The sequence below is a fragment of the Bacteroides sp. 51 genome, assembly GCF_010500965.1.
Taxonomy (GTDB): Bacteria; Bacteroidota; Bacteroidia; order Bacteroidales; family Bacteroidaceae; genus Bacteroides.
Window position 1 is genome coordinate 223,553 of record NZ_QVMI01000006.1, and the last position, 19,172, is coordinate 242,724.

The window sequence follows — 19,172 nt, forward strand, 5'->3', positions numbered from 1 at the left end:
TGAAAAGTTTTAAGCTGTTTAAGTTTTAAGTTATAAGTTTTTAAGTGAAAAGCGGCCTTCTGCTCACTTAGTTGGATAATGGAGAAAACGTTGTACGAACCTGTAATCTGAATACTTTAATTTGAGACTTTAACATCTGAAGCATGTACTTGAAACTTATAATTAATGACACAATATGACTGCAAAAGAGATTAGAGAATCGTTTAAGGGTTTCTTTGAGTCAAAGGAACACAAAATAGTACCTTCGGCTCCAATGGTGATAAAGGATGATCCAACCCTGATGTTTACCAATGCGGGGATGAATCAGTTTAAAGATATAATTCTGGGCAATCAGCCTGCCAAATATAAAAGAGTTGCGGATTCTCAGAAATGTTTGCGCGTAAGCGGGAAACATAATGACCTGGAAGAAGTAGGGCACGATACCTACCACCACACGATGTTTGAAATGTTGGGTAACTGGTCGTTTGGCGATTACTTCAAGAAAGAGGCTATTGAATGGGCGTGGGAATATCTGGTTGATGTATTGAAACTGGACCCAAACCGTTTGTATGCCACTGTATTTGAAGGAAGTCCCGCCGAAGGATTGGAACGTGACAATGAAGCCGCCGGCCTTTGGGCTCAATTCTTACCGGCTGGCTGTATTGTTAATGGAAACAGAAAAGATAACTTCTGGGAAATGGGAGATACCGGTCCTTGCGGTCCATGTTCCGAAATACATATTGACTTGCGTAGTGATGCTGAACGTGCTGCTGTTGATGGTTTGACATTAGTTAATGAAAGCCACCCGCAGGTTATTGAGATCTGGAACCTTGTATTCATGCAGTACAATCGCAAAGCTGACGGATCACTCGAAGGTCTGCCTGCCAAAGTTATTGATACAGGTATGGGATTCGAACGTCTTTGTATGGCTATGCAGGGTAAAATTTCCAACTATGACACAGATGTTTTCCAGCCTATCATCAAGGAAATCGGTAAGTTGACAGGTGCCGAATATGGAAAGGATGAGCAAAAAGACATTGCTATGCGTGTTATTTCCGACCATATCCGCACCATTGCCTTCTCTATAACCGATGGACAATTGCCTTCTAATGCAAAAGCCGGTTATGTGATTCGTCGTATCCTTCGCCGTGCTGTACGTTACGGATATACCTTCCTGGAACAGAAACAGGCGTTTATGTACAAACTTATTCCTGTACTGATCGAAAGTATGGGAGATGCATATCCTGAATTGGTTGCACAGAAAACGTTGATCGAAAAGGTAATAAAGGAAGAGGAAGATGCTTTTCTTCATACTCTTGAAACGGGTATCCGTCTGTTAGACAAAACTATGGCTGATGCTAAAGAAGCCGGTAGGACTGTTGTCAGCGGTAAAGATGCATTTACACTTTATGATACATTTGGTTTCCCGCTCGATTTGACGGAACTTATTCTGCGTGAGAACAATATGACTGTTGACCAGAAGGAATTTGACGTAGAGATGCAGAAGCAAAAAGAACGTGCCCGCAATGCTGCTGCTGTTGAAACCGGCGACTGGGTAGTACTGAAAGAAGGTAACTCAGAGTTTGTTGGTTACGATGATACATCTGCTGATGTATCTATTCTCCGTTATCGTGAAGTTAAACAAAAGAATAAAGCATTCTATCAGATCGTGTTGGACCAAACACCGTTTTATGCCGAAAGTGGTGGTCAGGTGGGTGATACCGGATGGTTGATTACTGAAGATGAACAAATCAGCGTACTTGATACTAAGAAAGAAAACAACCTGATTGTACATATAACAACCAAGTTGCCTTTGCATCCGGAATTTATGATGCTAGCTCAGGTAGATTTCGCAAAACGTGCTGCCACTGCTGCCAATCACTCGGCAACTCACTTGTTGGATGAGGCTTTACGTGAAGTGTTGGGTATGCATGTAGAACAGAAAGGCTCGTTGGTAACATCAGAAGGATTGCGTTTCGACTTTTCACACTTTCAGAAGATGACGGATGAAGAGATTCGTAAGGTAGAGCATCTGGTAAATGAGAAGATACGTGCAAACATAACTCAGACTGAATACCGGAATATTCCAATCGCTCAGGCAAAGGAATTAGGCGCTATCGCTTTGTTTGGCGAGAAATATGGCGATGAAGTACGTGTAATACAGTTTGGCGATTCAATCGAGTTCTGTGGAGGTACCCATGTTGAAGCTACCGGTAATATCGGTATGATGAAGATTATTTCCGAAAGTTCCATAGCAGCAGGTGTTCGCCGTATTGAGGCGATTACAGGTGTAAAGGTAGAGGAAATGATGGATGCGGTACAAGATACCTTGTCTGATTTGCGTGCACTCTTCAATAATACACCCGACCTGGTTGTTGCTATGCGTAAATATCTGGAAGAAAATGCCGGATTGAGAAAGCAGGTGGAAGACTTTATGAAAGAAAAGCAGGCTTTACTTAAAGATAAGTTGCTTAAGAATATACAAGAAGTCAATGGCATTAAAGTAATTAAGTATTATGGCCCTATGCCTGCCGAATCGGTGAAGAACATCGCTTTCCAACTACGTGGTGAAATAACCGATGACCTCTTCTTTGTAGCCGGTACTGTGGATGCTACTAAGCCATTGCTGACTGTCATGGTTAGTGATAACTTGGTAGCTAATGGCATGAATGCAGGGCAACTGGTGCGCGAAGCTGCTAAACTGATTCAAGGTGGCGGTGGTGGTCAGGCTCACTTTGCTACTGCGGGAGGCAAGAATGCCGATGGCTTGAATGCAGCGATTGATAAAGTAATAGAGTTGGCGAAATTATAAATAAGTCCAACGGTTCTTCATAGAAAGTCCAACGCAAATTGATTTTTGCGTTGGACTTTTTGTTGGTTTGCGTTGGACTTTTGGGGTAAAAGTTCAACGCAAAAATCAGTTTGCCCAACGCAAATCAAAGAATCTGTTCTTGCGGATAATTTACCAGATAAAGTTGCCCCGTAGCACGGGTGAAGGCAGTATAAAGCCAGCGTAAATAATCGGGAGTCAGATACTCATCCTTCATGTATCCCTGATCAATGAATACATTTTTCCACTGTCCGCCTTGTGCTTTATGGCAGGTGATAGCATAAGCATACTTCACCTGTAGCGCATTATAATAAGGATCAGCCTTCATCTTCTTCATCCGGTCGCGCTTATTGGATATGTCTGCATAATCTTCCAGTACACTGTAAAACAAACGGTCATTATCTTGTTTGGGCAGGGCGGGAGAGTCGCTATGCAATGTGTCCAGAAGTAGAGTTACTTCCAACTCGAAATCATCATAATCCGGTAAAGTGAGTAGAACCTCTGCAAAACGGAATCCGTATAATTCTTTTGTACGTCTCACCCGGCGGACAATCGCAATATCACCATTGGCAATGAAGTCAATTTCCTTAATTCTTTCTGTCCAAAAATAGTTGTTTTTGGCCACCATCAGTATGTCACCCGAATTAAGTTCTTCCTCCCTGTCCAGTATAGTGTTTCGTATGCCATTGTTATACATATTGGCCCGTTTGTTGGATCGGCAGATAATGATAGACTCCTCCATTCCATCGCGACTATAGCAATCATTTATCGTGTCGATCAGTTCCGCACCAGGTACGGCTTGTATGTCAGTAAATCCTGTTACTTTCACTTTAGGTAAGGATGCGCAAGGATCATCCAATGTAATTAATTGCCTTAACTGGGTGGCATTCCATAGAATTCCGGAACTCTCTTCCTGGCGGACAACTTGTGTAAGTGTCATATCTTCTACATTTAACCCGTAGCTTTTGATCGCCTCGGCAGAAAGTGCTGGGCCTTCGGGTTCTCCGACGGGAGGAAGCTGGGCTGTGTCTCCCATAAGGAGCAACCGGCAACCGGTTCCGGAATAAACGAACTGGATCAGGTCGTCCAGCAAACGCCCTGTTCCGAACATGGTACCCGAAATACCATCATTGGCAATCATTGATGCCTCGTCTACAATAAATAACGTATGTGTGTTGAGATTGTCATTTATGGTAAAGTTATCGGTTTCGTTCGAGAAAGAACGCTGTCTGTATATCTTTTTATGAATCGTAAATGCCGAATGATCTGCATAAGTTGAAAATACTTTTGCAGCCCGTCCCGTAGGAGCTAAAAGAATGACCTTCTGCCCAAGTTTATCCATTGTTTTAACCAGGGCACCAATTAGTGATGTTTTACCTGTTCCTGCATACCCGCGAAGTATAAAAGCCGCATCATTTGAGCGATCCAGGAGGAATGCAGATAAAGAATTTATTGCTTTTTCCTGCTCAAAAGTAGGAACATAAGGGAAAATTTCCTTAATTTGCTGCGCTAAATAGTTATTTATCATTGTTGTAGGAGAAAAAAGTTCTCTTTACGCTCGCTTATTAGATTTATTTATTTTATTTTTGCCGCTACGAATTTACAACATAAAAAAACTATATTATCATGAAAACAGTAATTAATATCGTATTGGGTCTTTGCGCTTGTGCATTGGTGTACATTTGCTATGCAAGTATCATGGGTCCTATTAACTTTGACAATGAGAAGAAAATCAGAGACAGAGCTGTTGTTGCCCGTCTGATCGATATTCGTAAAGCACAACAGGAATATCGTATGCTGCACCAGCAAAAATATACTGCTAGTTTCGATACCTTGATTGACTTTGTGAAAAATGCTAAGATTCCTTTCGTAGCAAAAGAAGGTGTATTGTCGGACAAGCAATTGGAAGATGGGTTGACTGAAAGAAAGGCGATGGCTATCATAAATAAAGCAAAGAAAACAGGTAAATGGGATGAAGTTAAGAAGAATGGTCTTGAAAACTTCAAGCGTGATACCATGTGGGTTGCTGTAATTGATACTATCTTCCCCAAAGGCTTTAATGCAGACTCTCTGAGATATGTTCCATTTGGAAACGGAAAACAATTCGAAATGGCAACTAAGAGTGACACAACTAAGTCTGGTGCACCTATCTATCTGTTGGAAGCAAAAACTCCTTATACAGTTTATCTGAATGGTCTTGATAAACAAGAAATTGTTAACATTATCGACGTACAAACAAAATTGGGTAAATATCCTGGTTTGATGATGGGATCTATCGAAATTCCTAATAATAACGCCGGTAACTGGGAATAAAAGCATATATGCCCGAAAAAGCAATTACAGATAAAATTGACTTTAACAAATCGGAACAATACATATTATCCATCCGTCTTAGTACGGATGGATTTTCTTTTTCTATTTATAATCCGATTCGTGATTGTTTTGTTCTTACCAGGCAAAGAGATATAGAAGCAGGGCTATCTATTACTGCTAATATAAAGCAGGCATTTAAAGAATTGGATTTTTTAAGCTATACCTATAAGCAGGTAAATGTATCGTTAGTGAGTAAACGATTTACGCTTATTCCTCTGGAACTATTTGCTGAGGATCAGGTTAACACTTACTTCTATTATAACTTTTCTCTTAAGGAAAACGAAGTTATTCTACATGATATTTTATCCAAAAATGGAACTGTAATACTCTACGCCTTGGACAGGAGCCTTTATGACTTCTTGCAGGAACGATATACTCAGATACAATATTACTCTTCAATAACTTCCCTGGCCGAACATTTTGCAGTGAAAAGCCGGTTAGGTAGTGATAAGAAAATGTATGTGTACTTGCGTAAAGAATATATGGAAGTGTATGTTTATGAACGTGGGCATTTGATGTTGTTGAATGCTTACGATTGTAAGAACGACTCTGACCGTGCATACTATCTGCTCTATGCCTGGAAACAATTTGCGATGAATCAGTTGGTTGATGAATTGTATATCATGGGTGATGGTGAGAATGCCGGGAAACTCATAGAAGAGATGCGTCGTTTTGTTCAGCATATCTCCACACTTAGTTTGATTCCCGAACTTATTTCTTAATAACATTATGCGTATCATTAGCGGTATATATAAAAGAAGGCGATTCGAAGTGCCACGTAGCTTTAAGGCTCGTCCGACAACTGATTTTGCCAAGGAAAACCTTTTTAATGTTCTTTGTAACAATTATCTTGATTTCGAGGAAGAACCCATAGCTTTGGATTTGTTTGCCGGTACGGGAAGTATTAGCGTGGAACTCGTTTCCCGTGGATGCAGTAAAGTAATTAGCGTGGAGAAGGAACGGGCGCATTACGCTTTCATCGTCAAGGTACTGAAAGAACTTGAAACTGATAAATGTTTCCCTATCTGCGGAGATGTTTTTAAATATATCAGGAGTGGAGGGCGAGAACAGTTTGACTTTATTTTTGCCGATCCTCCTTATGAGTTGACAGGCTTGGAAACTATCCCCGACCTGATCTTTAAACGGAATATGCTGAAAGAAGATGGTATTCTTGTTCTTGAACATGGAAAAGGGAATAACTTTGATTCACACCCTCATTTCCTTGAAAAACGAGTGTATGGTAGCGTGAACTTCTCCTTCTTCGGCCCCGAGGCGAGGCAGCCAGGTTTAGCTGCGCTATAATAAAGGTGCCAGTAACCGCACAACAGATTCAATCGCTTTTTGATATAGCGGGCGGGCCTGCCACTTCTTCATTGATATTTGCGCACTATCGCGTTGATCCTGCAAGAAAACTTCTTTGAGGTTAAGTGCTGTTTCTATATCATAGATAAAAGCATTCACCTCAAAATTGTGTTCAAAACTACGGAAGTCAATATTTGTAGAGCCCACGGTCGACAGCATATCATCCGATACCATAATTTTGGAATGTAGAAATCCCTTTTTGTAGAAGTAGACTTTGACGCCGGCATTGAGCACATCTTTCAGGTAAGAACGCGATCCCCATTGTGTAATTCTGTTGTCGCAACGTGACGGAATCATTAATCGCACATCTATTCCAGCTAATGCTGCTGATTGCAGGGCGGCCAATATCGTTTCAGAGGGCAGGAAGTATGGAGTCTGTATATATACATACTTTTTTGCGGTAGTAATGGCAATGGTTAATCCTTGCATAATCTCTTTCCAGGGGCCGACGGGATCGCTTGTTACTGTTTGGGTAAGAATGGACCCGGGAGTATCTATACGTGGAAAATAACATGATGAAGTAATAAGGGTTTGGTCGACAAAGTACCAATCTAACAGAAATGCAGTTTGTAGCCCATGTACGGCCCGTCCCCTCAATAAAATATGGGTGTCACGCCATATTCCCCATGGGAATCCTTTTACATATCGCTCTGCAAGGTTCATACCGCCAATAAACCCTGTTTCTCCATCAATAACAACGATCTTGCGATGGTTACGATAGTTTACCCTGCTGGTGAATAAGGGGAAACGCACTTTAAGAAAGCTGCGGACTTCAATACCTGCATCACGCATATCTTCATAAAATGCATTTGGAGTTTCCCAACTTCCTACATCGTCGTATATAACCCTGATTTCGACACCTTCTTTAGCCTTCTGTATCAGAGTGTCTTTGATCATTCTTCCTATAGCATCATCAAGGAATATATAGTATTCCAGGTGGATGTGGTGTTTGGCCTTTAGCAGTTCTCTGAGGAGTGCTTTGATTTTGGAGTAACCGTTGGTATAGATTTCGACTTCTGTAGCCTGGAATGGAAGGGATTGGTTGGTTTCCCAAAAGAATTGCATCAATGGCTTATACGTTTCCGGTACTTCTTCCGGCTTTTGTGCATTGTATGCAGCCATTGGTTTCTTAAGCAAGCGGTCATAACTTTTTTGGTTGATGAGTTTCTCCCGCCTGGTGCTTCGGCCAAAGAAAAAATAAAAGATAAGACCTACCAGTGGCAGGAACATAAGTACCAATACCCAGGCGATTGTTTTTACCGGATTGCGGTTATCGAGTATAACTACGATAATCGTTCCGATAATAACGCCGATATATACGATATTAAAGATCGTTCCGGCTATATGAGTGGCTTGTAAGCTCCAATCTATCATATTTTATAGTACATAAGTCGAGTACAATAACAAATGTAGTAAAAAATATGTTTGAAACGCAGATTAACGCTAGAAACGTGGACCACCACCTCTTGGACCTCCGCCGTAACCACGTGGGCCTCTACCTTCACCAGGACCAAAGCCTCCCCGGCGAGCTGAGGATTTACCGCCTAGTGTGTTGAGGCGATATACAAAGTGTACCATGAAGTAGCTGCCTAACGTATTATATTCAACGTCACTCATTCGGGTTTCGGTGATAGTACGGCTCAGGTTGCTTTGCTCTTTAAGGATATCATATATTTTAAAGCGTAGCGTCGCCTTATTCTTAAGTAGGTTTTTTGATACCTGGGCATTCCATATCATCTCGTTGGTATTGAAATCGCCGCTATATCCATCTTTTATACGGTAGTTAAGATCGGTTGACAGATATAACTCCCAGGGTAAAGTGATGTTTGTACTGCCACCCAGATAATAATCGAATGTTTCACGGTTACTGTTTACCTGTTTGCTGTTGCGTGCCAGATTGTAGTTGATGGATGCATTTAATGATATATCGAATTTATCAGCACGATAGCTACCTGTAAGGCGTTCGCCTAATGTAAGATTGTGCGTAGTACTTAATTCGCCTTCTGTTGGTGCATCACCTCTTCTCTCTACGCTTGTATAGCTCACCTGATCTCTGAACTGGGCATTTGCATTTGAGGAAATCGTATATTTCCGGTTCTTTAACGGGGTGTTGAAGGAGAAGTATCCCCGTGCGTTCCAGTTACCGTTTACGTTTACCTTTTTAGAAACCGTTCCCCCTGTTGATGGATCGTATGAGGTTTGGTTTGCCACAGAGTTCTGTGTGTTACTGTAGAATAGATTCATCGAGTAACTGCGCATGTGTTCCGGTATGTATTTATTATAGAACATCATTACGTTGTGTGTAAACGAAGGTTTCAGGTTCGGATTACCATATCTGATATTCAACGGGTCTGTTTGATCGATCACCTGTTGTAGGTCTTCAATATTGGGTTCGCTGCTTCTACCGCGATAGCGTAGCATCAATACATGCTGTTTATTGAACATGTATCGGAACATTACTTGTGGGGCAAAGTTCGTTACATTCTGTGTTGGTAGCTGTTTGCTGGAGTTTGGTCCGATCGTTGTTTCGCTACGTGAAGATTGGGGTGTCAGGGTCAGTCCTGCACTATACATCATTTTGGGGTGTATTCCACGAATAGAAGCGTCGATAGAGTGTGTATCATAGAAATTCTCTACTCGTGAACTTAATGACTCTACATAGCCGTTGGGCATAACTGCAAGGGAGTCAGGGTCGGACACCAGAGATTCCGAAAGGCGTTTACGATGTGCGAATTCGTAACGTAACTGTAAGAAATGGTTTTTAAATACAGGTTCGGTATAGGATGCTGAGACACTCCAGTTGCGGCTATCGCTGTTGCGATCTGTGGTTCGCTCCCATGAAACGATGCTGTCTGGCTCGGGTTCGAAGAATGTTGTTTCAGAATTGGATATGCTGTTCGTTTCGCCATCACTATATCCGAAGTTTGCTCTAAGCGAAATATTACGCCCATTATTGTTTAGTTTGCGAAAAGCCTCCAATCTTCCGTTGAATGATAAGTTATTGCTTTTACTGAATGTATTTGAATTCTTATCATTGACTGGGGAGCGATCGTCTGCTAATGTCTCAGACCATGAATTACTGTTTGCTTCTGTTCGTGAATATGAGGCGTTTGGACGGAAAATAACAGTTGTCATAGAGTCGGGACGCCATTCCAAACGAAAGTCTGCACGTACATCATGCCGCTTTCTTCGGGAAGCGTTCAGAGCGTTTTCGAAAGAAGATTCCTCGCCCAGGAATCTTTCTGTGGTACTTTTACTCTGTGCGTCATTGTCGGAGTAACCATATTGCACATTACCCCCTACCTGTAACTTCTTGGAGTCCTGAGCAAAGTTGACACCGAGTGAGCGAGCTGTGGTAATCCCTGAACCGGCTCCACCACCACTAAGTCCTTGTCCGGCATCGCCGAATTCGGAGAATCCTTTGTTATTCGTATTATTTAATGAACCGATGATCGACAAACTGGAATTATCCTGAAACCGGCTTATCATACCACCTGCTTCGTAGCGGTCTTTATTACCATATCCGGCGATGAGGTTCCCGATCCATCCTTGCTTCATTCCTTTCTTTACGGTCAGGTCGAGAACGGTTTCTTCTTCGCCATCGTCAATTCCTGTGATACGTGCCATATCACTCTTCTTATCGTATGCTTTCACTTTTTCTACCATGTTTACGGGTAGGTTCTTCATGGCCACTTTGGGGTCGTCGGTGAAGAATTCTTTCCCGTCTACCATGATTTTCTTGATCTCTTTTCCGTTTACGGTGATTGTTCCGTCTTCGGAAACTTCGGCGCCGGGTAGCTTTTTAACTAATTCTTCCAACATGGAGCCTTCGGGCACACGGTAGGCGGATGCTGCATACTCGGTGGTATCGGCTTTTACGGTTACCGGTGGGGCTTCTGCTGTGATCACTGCTTCCTGCAGAAGGATAGCATCGGATTCTAAAGCGATGGTGCCTGTATTTCGATTTAGATTGTTGGCATTGAGTTGAAGGGGAACATATTGGGGTTGGAGTCCGATATATGTTATGTGCAAGACGTATTTTCCGGCAGCAACTTTAGGTAGGGTGAACCGGCCGTTTGATAGTGTGGCGACTCCTGCGGCAAATGTGCTATCGGGCAATGATAGGAGCCTGACGCTTGCTTGTAGGATAGGTTGCTTGGTGTCAGCCTCGATAACTGTACCTGTAACTGTGATGTTTTTTGTCTGTGCAATAGAGGATACAGTGCCGGCCAGGAGCAGCACCATTCCCAATATTATTTTTTTCATTTCACTTAATGTTGAATAATTATGGTTAACTCTTTGACGGGTTAACGGGCAAAAGGTTTAATTGCGACTTACAATTATCTTTTAAAAATTGCATCAATACGGGTTTTAGCCATGCCAAACTCCAGGCAGAGCACATTGATGATCATGAAAATGAGGAAAGAAGTGGAGTCGACCACGTTGGTATCTCTGATAGCTACCCGGTAGAGCATGTTGACGAAAACGAATATAATCGTAAGGAAGATGGCCTGGCGCATTGCTTTTATACGGATTTGCTCTGTTTGATGGCTTTCGTTTTTGGTTAGCGCCAGTAATATCATAAGCGCTCCTGCCATCATTAAGAGTTTGGTGCATTCTTTATAGAATATGAGGTTATTGTCGGTGACTTTACCTAGTATGGCCAGGATGAAGGGGATGAACAGGGCGATAACAAGTATGGCGTATCCTAACGGGCGACAAAAGATGGGTAGTAATGCTTTCATTTTAAATGGATTTTTAGGCAACAAAGATACTATTTTACCCTCAAAATCCTATCTTTGTAAACCAAAAACCAGTGGTGTACCATTATGAGTAAACAAGAAGTTATTCTGAGCGAGGATTTAGTAAAGAGTTTGAAGCATGCCATAGATAAATGTCCCCACGATAAACTGTTTATACTGACCGATGAGCATACGAGTGAGTTGTGTATGCCTCGTTTGCGTGGGATAGACTTTCTGTCGGGCATGGATGAGATTGTGATCGGAGCCGAGGATGTTCATAAAACGATCGAGACGTTGGCTTTTGTCTGGAAGCGTTTAAGTGATGGAGGTGCCACCCGTCATTCTCTTCTGCTCAACCTGGGCGGTGGAATGATTACGGACCTGGGGGGATTTGCCGCGGCAACCTTTAAACGTGGTTTTGCTTATATCAACATTCCTACTACACTGCTGGCCATGGTCGATGCTTCTGTAGGCGGGAAGACCGGAATTAACTTCAATGGACTAAAGAATGAAGTGGGTGTTTTTGCTCCTGCCGGTTCGGTATTGATTGATACTTATTTCCTTCGTAGCCTTGACCAGCGCAATTTGATCTCCGGATATGCGGAGATGTTGAAGCATGGGCTAATCAGTACCGAAGAGCATTGGGCGGAATTGCTACGGTTTGATATGGAGCAGGTTGACTACGACTACTTGCGGGAGTTGGTCGGAAGATCGGTTCAGGTGAAGGAGGATATTGTGGAGCAAGATCCTTTTGAACATGGCATCCGCAAGGCATTAAACCTGGGGCATACGGTGGGGCATGCTTTTGAGAGTCTGGCTCTGGAAGAAGATCGCCATGTGTTGCACGGTTATGCTGTGGCCTGGGGGATGGTTTGCGAATTGTATTTATCGCACGTCAAGACCGGATTCCCTACGGATAGGATGAAGCAAACCATTCAGTTTATTAAAGATAACTATGGCGCGTTTTATATTGATTGTAAGCAGTATGAAGCACTGTATGCGTTTATGCTTCACGATAAGAAGAACACAGCCGGGGTAATTAACTTCACTTTGCTGGAAGATGTGGGCCGGATTTGTATTAATCAGACGGCCGGTAAAGAGACTATATTTGAAATGCTTGACTTCTATCGGGAGTGTATGGGCATGTAACTGTAATTAATCATTAGTTTATTATGTATTTATTCTTCGATACGGAAACCACAGGGTTGCCTAAAAACTGGAAAGCTCCGGTTACGGACCTGGACAACTGGCCTCGCATGGTGCAGCTGGCCTATTTGCTTTATGATGCTGGTGGTAATTTGTTGTTCAATGGCGATTATATCATAAAGCCTGTTGGGTTTACCATTCCCGAAGAGTCTTCGCAGATTCATGGTATCTCGACAGAGCGGGCTTTGGTGGAGGGAATTCCCTTGAAAGATGTGTTGTCTTCGTTTCAGGAAGTGATGAAGCATGCCACTTGTCTGGTTGCGCATAATATTGCGTTCGATGAGAAGATTCTTGGAGCCGAATTGCTTCGTTGCGGGTTATCTAACAATCTTGTAGGGATGCGAAAAATATGCACCATGCAAAGCACAACGGACTATTGCGCCATTAAGGGGCAGTATGGACTCAAGTGGCCCAGGTTATCGGAATTGCACCAGAAACTTTTTGGTTATGACTTCGAGGAGGCGCATAATGCAGCTGCTGATATTGAAGCAACTGCCAAATGCTTCTGGGAACTCAGAAGGCTGGGATTGATTAACGGATAGAAATTCCTGGAAATTATTTGAGATTTAAAAAGTAACTCCTATCTTTGCATCCGCATTTCGGGATGTAGCTCAGCCCGGTAGAGTGCTCGTCTGGGGGGCGAGTGGTCGCAGGTTCAAATCCTGTCATCCCGACAGAAGTAAAAGTGTTGATAATCGTTGGATTATTGACACTTTTGCTTTTATACAGGTATACTATTGAAGATAAAGAGGGTGAATCCGAATCCGGTTGAATGGTTAAATTCACTGAGAAATGACGCACTGTCTCAGTGATGCTCATCCAGTGCCTGAGCTGGGCTGAGGCACTGGATGAATCTAGTTGAAGCACTGGATCAGTCTCCTTGAAGCACTGGATGAATCTGGTTAATGCACTGGATCAATCTCCTTGATGTACTGGCTCAATCAGATTGACCTACTACATGCATGACATTGCCCTACTGCTTGAAGGAGATTCAGCCTATGCCCGGGAGACATTGAGCCACTGGCTGAACCTCATTAAGACAGTGCTCTGTTCGCTAACCACCTACTTTAGGAATTGATCCGGTAACTGTGATTTACCGCCGATACAGCTTTATCTGATCAACCACAACCCCTTCATCCAGCGCAGTAATATTCAGCGTATGCTTTCCGGACTGTTTAATTGCATGCGCGGTGATGCGTATGGCCTGATTGCGCAACACATTCTCTTTCCACTCCTCGCTGCGGCCCTCGGTACGATAATCAATGGTTTTCGGCTGCTCATCGTCGATGGCAATAGCGTATCGGATGGTCTTTCCGTTTACCGGATGATTTGGGGCCAGAGCCACTTCAATCCGGATAGAGTCTGCACCTGCCCACTCGAATGGGTAGCTGACGGTGCTGCCAGATGGCAAACTAATCGCTTCCCGCTCGTAACCAAGACCATGCGCAAGAGGCGCATCACCTTTGTGGTCGGCGTATGCCGTTCCATTAAACAGGTAAACAGGTGCTTCTTTCTGCATCAACGGAGCAGTGGCCGCGGTCTGGGGAACCCGGTCGAATACCGGAAGTTTGCGGGGGTGGGCATCCATCATATAGCGCCATTTGCCGTTTGCCATGTTGCTATATTGCTCTGTCAGTCTGATGATTTCATCGTATGCAGCATCGCTAAGCGACCAGCTTTCTTTGCCATGTCGCGCCAACTGCCCGTACAAATGTTTCTGATTCATTTCCGAAGCTCCACGAACAGGATATTCTACCAGTTGGAACCAGGCATTGTGCTTTTCGGGACTAATGGAGGCGGAAATGTCTTTCACTTTATCTTCAATGATTTTATATTCGGCCAGCCGTTGGCGGATTTCCTCTTCGCTCCACGGCAGATCGGTTACGACTTTATAGGCCGGGTCTTTCTCTTCTGTGCGCGTATTGCCCATGAATTCGGGCTTACGGATGTAGGCCAGACGGTAATATTCGTTCATTACCGAAAGCAATTCCTGGGCGGGCTTATTGCCGAACTCGCGTTTCAGCCAGTTTTGTAGGTGCAGGTCCAGACCTTGTTTATCGTTATCGATGGCATCTATGTTCCACGCCATGTCGAGGAATAGTTCAATAAGGTACTCGGCTGGCTTGATGTCGCCCACGTTCAGCACCCACATGTCTCTGGCTCCTTTATCGTATGCCAGTTTCATTTGCGTGTAGATCTGGGCGGGGTGGTTGGTGGCCAGCCAAAGGTAGTCGTGCGGACGCCCCCAGTAAGAGGCATGATAATATACGCCGTTGCCTCCCTTGCGGGCGGCTTCTTCCGGGGTGGGGAAGTGGCGGATGTAACCATAATTATCGTCGCACCACATGAGGGCAACGTCCTCAGGCACTTCGAGGCCCATGTTGTAGACGTCCAGCACCTCTTTATAAGGAATAAACACCTGCGAAACCTCCTCCACATTTGGGTTGACATGCTGTGCAATCATGTTCCGCTGGTCTTTCAGTACATTGATTATAGCATCTTTTTGTTCCTGCAATGTGTTAGCGCCCAGCATCTTACTGTCGTGCACACCGCGTATGCCGAGCGTGTAAATATTGTCCGATCCGGCCAGTTCTTTGACGCGCTCTTCCCAGAACCTCAATACATTCTCGCGGTTGTTCACATAATCATACGTCGCGGAAGCGCCGGAACCGGAGATGTTTGATGCTGCCCATTGCTTCCACTCGGCATTGGTATTGCGCACCATGGGTTCGCAGTGCGATGTCCCGATGAATATCCCGTACTTGTCGGCCATTTCTTTATTACCCGGCGTAAGAAAGAAAGCCACGGAACAGTCGTGCATGGCCGGCCAGAAGGTGTTTGCCCTCAACCGAAGGAGGAGTTCGAAGATGCGTGCGTGGGTTTCGGGTCCGATCCGGCCTTTAACGTCCGATGGCTCGTTGGTGCGGTAGCTCCACGGCATCAACCCCCAATCCTCGTCGTTAAGGAAGATCCCGCGACGGGCAACGGAAGGGTTATCTAATATGTAAAGTCCGTCTTCCAACGTAACCTTCTTTTTCTTTTCAACAGCCGAATCTGCCCACCATTCCCACGGAGATACGCCAATCAGCCGCGATAACTCAAGGATACCGTAGGCCGTTCCGCGTTTATCGCTTCCCAGTACGTATATCTTATTGTCTATCACCCGGACAATGAAGGCTTCTTCATGGCCGCGCAGGTATTCAATTGTCTGCTGATCAATCATTTGCTCGGCATCGCTGTTATTGCCCAGAGTGCCGATAATCAGTTGTGCGTTCTCGTTTGGGACAATGTTTCCGTCGAATACCTTCTGGTAATCTCCGGCGAAGATATCCAGCGCTGTTTTTACTACCTCGGCTTCATCAGGACTTATAGATACGTTCAAATCAGCCCGGCTACGAAGCACAACATCGTCGAAGGAACAACTAGTGAAAGCCAACGCGAATAGAATAAGTATGATTAAATTTCTCATGTTTCTCACCATCTTGGTTTAAAGGGTTCAAGAATATGTTTTGCCTACAAAACTATGAATTATAGGCAAAACATTCTTGTAGTTGCGTACAAAGACCTGTGCTATTGTACCATTCTTTATTTTTCGTTCAGATATCTCACTGTAGCCATTACGCCATCCATCTGCGCCAGTGCATACATCCGTCCGTGGAATGAGTAGCCGGGGTTGTACCCTTTGCCGGCATCGTCCAGCATAAGCCGTCCGTGATCCACCCGCATAGGCAGGGAATCGTTTTCCTGTTCGAATATCTTCACCAGCTCAATCAAATGCCCGCGGCCTTCAAGGTGCGAAGCCTCAATAAAGTCTCCTCCCGGCAGAATATCCGTACTTCTGAGATGCACGAAACGGGTGCGCGAAGCAAACTGGCGAGCCATGGCCGGGACATCATTCTGCTGACCCGAACTCAGCGAACCGGCACAGAAAGTCAACCCATTGTGCGGATTATCGACTGCATTCAATATCCACCGGATATCTTCCGTATCGGTCACAATACGCGGTAGCCCCAACACCTGGCAAGGAGGATCATCGGGATGAATGCACATACTGATCCCATATTCCTCGCACACCGGCATGATGCGGCTAAGGAAATACCGCAGATTCTCGCGCAACCCATCCCTGTCAATTCCGCTATACAGCGCCAGCAACCGGTTGAAGATAGCTACCGGATTCTGGTCGCCTTCCTTAATATTGCCATTGATAAACCCCTGTGTTTTAACGATAATGGTGTCAATCAACTGATTCTTTTCCTGTTCGGTAATCGTGCTGTCCAGGACGGCCACCTTTTCAAGCTCTTCTTGCGAATAATCCTTCTCCGCATCCTTCCGGTTCAGGATATGTATATCGAAATATGCAAACCTGATTTTGTCAAAGAATAGGGTAGACGTGCCGTCCGGCAGTCTGTGGTCCAGATCGGTGCGTATCCAGTCAATCACCGGCATGAAGTTATAGCACACCGTTTTCACGCCGGCTTTTCCCAGGTTCCCAAGACTAACAATGTAATTATCAATCAATTGATCCCTTTCCCGTCCGGCATATTTAATGGCCTCGCTTACAGGCAGACTTTCGACTACCGACCAGCGGAGCCCAGCCTCTTCGATATATTTCTTCAGGTCGAGGATGGCGTCAAGCGTCCATACCTCGCCATTGGGAATGGCGTGAAGCGCAGTCACAATCCCCTCCACCCCGATCTCTTTCAGCATGGGCAAGCTGATTTTATCCTTCTTGCCAAACCATCGCCATGTTTTTTCCATACGTTATACTCCGCTAAATGCGCTGAAACCACCATCAACAGGCAATACAATGCCGGTAATGAAACTAGCCGAACTGCTACACAGAAACTGAACAGCCCCGTTCAATTCCGATATATCCCCAAAGCGTCCCATAGGAGTCTTGGCCAGCACCTTCTTACTTCTATCGGTCAGCGAGCCATCGGGATTAATCAATACCGCACGATTCTGGTCGCCGATAAAGAACCCCGGCGCAATGGCATTCACACGTACCCCGTCGCCATATTTCATCGCCATTTCCGTGGCCAGCCATTGGGTGAAATTGCTTATCCCGGTCTTGGCAACAGAATATCCCGGCACACGCGTAATAGCCGAGTAAGCCGCCATAGACGATATATTAATAATACTTCCGCTTTTTTGCCGCGACATCACCTTGCCGAACACCATGCTGGGAAATACCGTACCGTTCAGGTTCAGGTTGGTCACCTTCTCCCAATCGGATATCTTCATGTCGAAAAACTCCTGATCCGGAGCCAGCGTTGCCCCCGGAAGATTCCCGCCGGCAATATTCAACAAAATATCAATCCGCTCCCACTTTGCAAGTATGGTTTGGGCAACCCCCTCAAGGCTATCCATGTCGAGTACATTGCCTACAACACCTATCACCTCGCCACCCAGGGCGGTGAGTTCTTCTACCCGTTTGTCCAGATTCTCCTGACGGATGTCAATCGCTACCATTTTAGCCCCCGCCTCAACAAAACTTTTGGCTATACTGCCACCCAAAACACCGCCGGCACCTGTGATTACTGCCACTTTGCCTTCTATACTAAACATTTCATTCATAATAAATTGCATTAAATCATTAAGTTCTACAAAAGTAAACATACACCCAATAATAAAGTTTTCCTATCTTTGCATAAGATGGTTGTATCTTTGCAACTTTAGTAGATGATTGTATGAGACAAATGATGAATGAACGGCTTCCCATTTCGAAGTCATTGCCCCTCAGAGCCCGGTTCTATGATTATCCGCACTTCACTTATCCCTGGCATTTTCACAGTGAGTACGAAATCATATATATAAAGGAAGGCGCAGGGACGCGCTTTGTAGGCGATAATGTTGACAAATACAACGCCGGCGATCTCGTTCTGATAGGCTCTAATTTGCCACACTATATGAAAAGTGATGAAATCTATCACTCCGGTGACAGCACGCTCAGGGTAAAAGGAACAATCATACAGTTCGAGAAAGACTTTATGTACCACGCTATCAATCATTATCCCCATTTCGTAAAGATCAAAAGAATGCTCGATGAGTCTCACCGGGGGATATACTTTCCGGCAAACTCTTCTTCTAAATTAAACGAATTACTGTCTGCCATTCCCTTACTGACCGGTGTTGACCAAATCACCGGCTTCCTGCAACTATTAAAAGAAATGTCCGAGACAGACGCCCGGCAGATTATTTCATCTGCCGATTATACGGAAGATAATATGATGTACGATACTTCAAGAATAGATAAGGTCATCTCCTATCTGAACAAGAATTACAACCGTCCTATCCATCTCGAAGAGGTTTCTTCCTTTGCGGCCATGAATCCCACAGCATTTTGTCGGTTTTTTAAGAATAAAACAGGAAAATCTTTAAAAAACTATGTATTGGATATGCGCATCGGCTACGCCTGCAAATTACTACTTATGGATAATATGAATATCTCGCAAATAAGCGTTGAGTGCGGATTCGATACAATCTCGCATTTTAATAAAGTGTTTAAAAAGAATACCGGTTATACACCTTCTCAATATAAGTCATTAATGTTGAAAGAATAATGCTAAGTGGTTTTAAATCATTCTACTGTTGAAGAAACCATAATCCTTTTTTTTTGAATCCAATTGGGCTTTTCTTCTTTTATTTTACATTATAATTCTTATCTTTGCGGCCTCGGG

Annotated in this window: 14 protein-coding genes and 1 tRNA gene; 8 read left to right on the forward strand and 7 right to left on the reverse strand. The window is 44.1% G+C overall.

The window, feature by feature from the left end; genetic code table 11:
* Positions 1-175: 175 nt before the first annotated feature.
* Positions 176-2,791: an alanine--tRNA ligase gene (alaS, locus tag D0T87_RS07235; RefSeq protein ID WP_163174264.1), complete on the forward strand. Its 2,616-nt coding sequence runs from the start codon at positions 176-178 to the stop codon at positions 2,789-2,791.
* A gap of 124 nt (positions 2,792-2,915) precedes the next feature.
* Here alaS and D0T87_RS07240 read toward each other — a convergent pair whose 3' ends face one another.
* Positions 2,916-4,337: an ATP-dependent RecD-like DNA helicase gene (locus tag D0T87_RS07240; protein WP_163174266.1), complete on the reverse strand. Its 1,422-nt coding sequence runs from the start codon at positions 4,335-4,337 to the stop codon at positions 2,916-2,918.
* 98 nt (positions 4,338-4,435) lie between these two features.
* Between D0T87_RS07240 and D0T87_RS07245 the strand changes: the two genes are divergently transcribed.
* Genes D0T87_RS07245 through D0T87_RS07255 form a run of 3 tightly spaced genes read left to right on the forward strand, consistent with a single transcriptional unit; the run spans position 4,436 to position 6,484 of the window.
* Positions 4,436-5,122 carry a hypothetical protein gene (locus D0T87_RS07245; RefSeq protein WP_163174268.1) on the forward strand — a complete coding sequence of 229 codons (687 nt, stop codon included), beginning with the start codon at positions 4,436-4,438 and terminating at the stop codon, positions 5,120-5,122.
* A gap of 8 nt (positions 5,123-5,130) precedes the next feature.
* Complete coding sequence (locus tag D0T87_RS07250) at positions 5,131-5,904, forward strand: DUF3822 family protein (RefSeq protein WP_163174270.1); 774 nt, start codon at positions 5,131-5,133, stop codon at positions 5,902-5,904.
* Between the two features lie 7 nt (positions 5,905-5,911).
* Entirely contained in the window at positions 5,912-6,484 is a 573-nt protein-coding gene (locus tag D0T87_RS07255; protein ID WP_163174272.1) for an RsmD family RNA methyltransferase, read from the forward strand.
* On the opposite strand, the gene cls is transcribed toward D0T87_RS07255, so the two are convergent.
* From cls to D0T87_RS07270, 3 genes are all read right to left on the reverse strand, one after another.
* The gene (cls, locus tag D0T87_RS07260) at positions 6,479-7,918 is read right to left on the reverse strand and encodes a cardiolipin synthase (RefSeq protein WP_163174274.1); all 1,440 of its coding nucleotides are present in this window, start codon (positions 7,916-7,918) and stop codon (positions 6,479-6,481) included. The genes D0T87_RS07255 and cls overlap by 6 nt on opposite strands.
* A gap of 69 nt (positions 7,919-7,987) precedes the next feature.
* Positions 7,988-10,810, reverse strand: coding sequence for a TonB-dependent receptor (locus D0T87_RS07265; RefSeq protein WP_163174276.1), 2,823 nt, complete (start codon positions 10,808-10,810; stop codon positions 7,988-7,990).
* 74 nt (positions 10,811-10,884) lie between these two features.
* Positions 10,885-11,289: a hypothetical protein gene (locus D0T87_RS07270; protein ID WP_163174278.1), complete on the reverse strand. Its 405-nt coding sequence runs from the start codon at positions 11,287-11,289 to the stop codon at positions 10,885-10,887.
* Between the two features lie 84 nt (positions 11,290-11,373).
* Here D0T87_RS07270 and aroB point away from each other — a divergent pair, with 84 nt between their 5' ends.
* From aroB to D0T87_RS07285, 3 genes are all read left to right on the forward strand, one after another.
* A complete protein-coding gene (gene aroB / locus D0T87_RS07275) occupies positions 11,374-12,435 on the forward strand; it encodes a 3-dehydroquinate synthase (RefSeq protein ID WP_163174280.1) in 1,062 nt (353 codons plus the stop codon).
* 23 nt (positions 12,436-12,458) lie between these two features.
* Positions 12,459-13,034, forward strand: a complete 576-nt coding sequence (locus tag D0T87_RS07280; protein WP_163174282.1) for a 3'-5' exonuclease — start codon at positions 12,459-12,461, stop codon at positions 13,032-13,034.
* Positions 13,035-13,092: 58 nt separating this feature from the next.
* Positions 13,093-13,166, forward strand: a tRNA-Pro gene (locus D0T87_RS07285).
* 419 nt (positions 13,167-13,585) lie between these two features.
* On the opposite strand, the gene D0T87_RS07290 is transcribed toward D0T87_RS07285, so the two are convergent.
* From D0T87_RS07290 to D0T87_RS07300, 3 genes are all read right to left on the reverse strand, one after another.
* The gene (locus tag D0T87_RS07290) at positions 13,586-15,961 is read right to left on the reverse strand and encodes a glycosyl hydrolase 115 family protein (RefSeq protein WP_163174284.1); all 2,376 of its coding nucleotides are present in this window, start codon (positions 15,959-15,961) and stop codon (positions 13,586-13,588) included.
* 116 nt (positions 15,962-16,077) lie between these two features.
* The gene (gene uxuA / locus D0T87_RS07295) at positions 16,078-17,250 is read right to left on the reverse strand and encodes a mannonate dehydratase (RefSeq protein WP_163174286.1); all 1,173 of its coding nucleotides are present in this window, start codon (positions 17,248-17,250) and stop codon (positions 16,078-16,080) included.
* A 3-nt stretch (positions 17,251-17,253) separates the two neighbouring features.
* Positions 17,254-18,069: an SDR family oxidoreductase gene (locus D0T87_RS07300; protein WP_163174288.1), complete on the reverse strand. Its 816-nt coding sequence runs from the start codon at positions 18,067-18,069 to the stop codon at positions 17,254-17,256.
* Between the two features lie 113 nt (positions 18,070-18,182).
* On the opposite strand from D0T87_RS07300, the gene D0T87_RS07305 reads away from it, so the two are divergent.
* Positions 18,183-19,055 carry an AraC family transcriptional regulator gene (locus tag D0T87_RS07305; RefSeq protein ID WP_163174290.1) on the forward strand — a complete coding sequence of 291 codons (873 nt, stop codon included), beginning with the start codon at positions 18,183-18,185 and terminating at the stop codon, positions 19,053-19,055.
* Positions 19,056-19,172: the final 117 nt, after the last annotated feature.

What these genes read in the sequence shown, in the direction of transcription:
- D0T87_RS07300 (WP_163174288.1), bottom strand. Translation starts at nt 18,069, where the DNA reads ATGAATGAAATGTTTAGTATAGAAGGCAAAGTGGCAGTAATCACAGGT.
- D0T87_RS07270 (WP_163174278.1), bottom strand. Translation starts at nt 11,289, where the DNA reads ATGAAAGCATTACTACCCATCTTTTGTCGCCCGTTAGGATACGCCATA.
- D0T87_RS07240 (WP_163174266.1), bottom strand. Translation starts at nt 4,337, where the DNA reads ATGATAAATAACTATTTAGCGCAGCAAATTAAGGAAATTTTCCCTTAT.
- alaS (WP_163174264.1), top strand. Translation starts at nt 176, where the DNA reads ATGACTGCAAAAGAGATTAGAGAATCGTTTAAGGGTTTCTTTGAGTCA.
- cls (WP_163174274.1), bottom strand. Translation starts at nt 7,918, where the DNA reads ATGATAGATTGGAGCTTACAAGCCACTCATATAGCCGGAACGATCTTT.
- D0T87_RS07280 (WP_163174282.1), top strand. Translation starts at nt 12,459, where the DNA reads ATGTATTTATTCTTCGATACGGAAACCACAGGGTTGCCTAAAAACTGG.
- aroB (WP_163174280.1), top strand. Translation starts at nt 11,374, where the DNA reads ATGAGTAAACAAGAAGTTATTCTGAGCGAGGATTTAGTAAAGAGTTTG.
- uxuA (WP_163174286.1), bottom strand. Translation starts at nt 17,250, where the DNA reads ATGGAAAAAACATGGCGATGGTTTGGCAAGAAGGATAAAATCAGCTTG.
- D0T87_RS07255 (WP_163174272.1), top strand. Translation starts at nt 5,912, where the DNA reads ATGCGTATCATTAGCGGTATATATAAAAGAAGGCGATTCGAAGTGCCA.
- D0T87_RS07305 (WP_163174290.1), top strand. Translation starts at nt 18,183, where the DNA reads ATGAGACAAATGATGAATGAACGGCTTCCCATTTCGAAGTCATTGCCC.
- D0T87_RS07245 (WP_163174268.1), top strand. Translation starts at nt 4,436, where the DNA reads ATGAAAACAGTAATTAATATCGTATTGGGTCTTTGCGCTTGTGCATTG.
- D0T87_RS07250 (WP_163174270.1), top strand. Translation starts at nt 5,131, where the DNA reads ATGCCCGAAAAAGCAATTACAGATAAAATTGACTTTAACAAATCGGAA.
- D0T87_RS07265 (WP_163174276.1), bottom strand. Translation starts at nt 10,810, where the DNA reads ATGAAAAAAATAATATTGGGAATGGTGCTGCTCCTGGCCGGCACTGTA.
- D0T87_RS07290 (WP_163174284.1), bottom strand. Translation starts at nt 15,961, where the DNA reads ATGAGAAATTTAATCATACTTATTCTATTCGCGTTGGCTTTCACTAGT.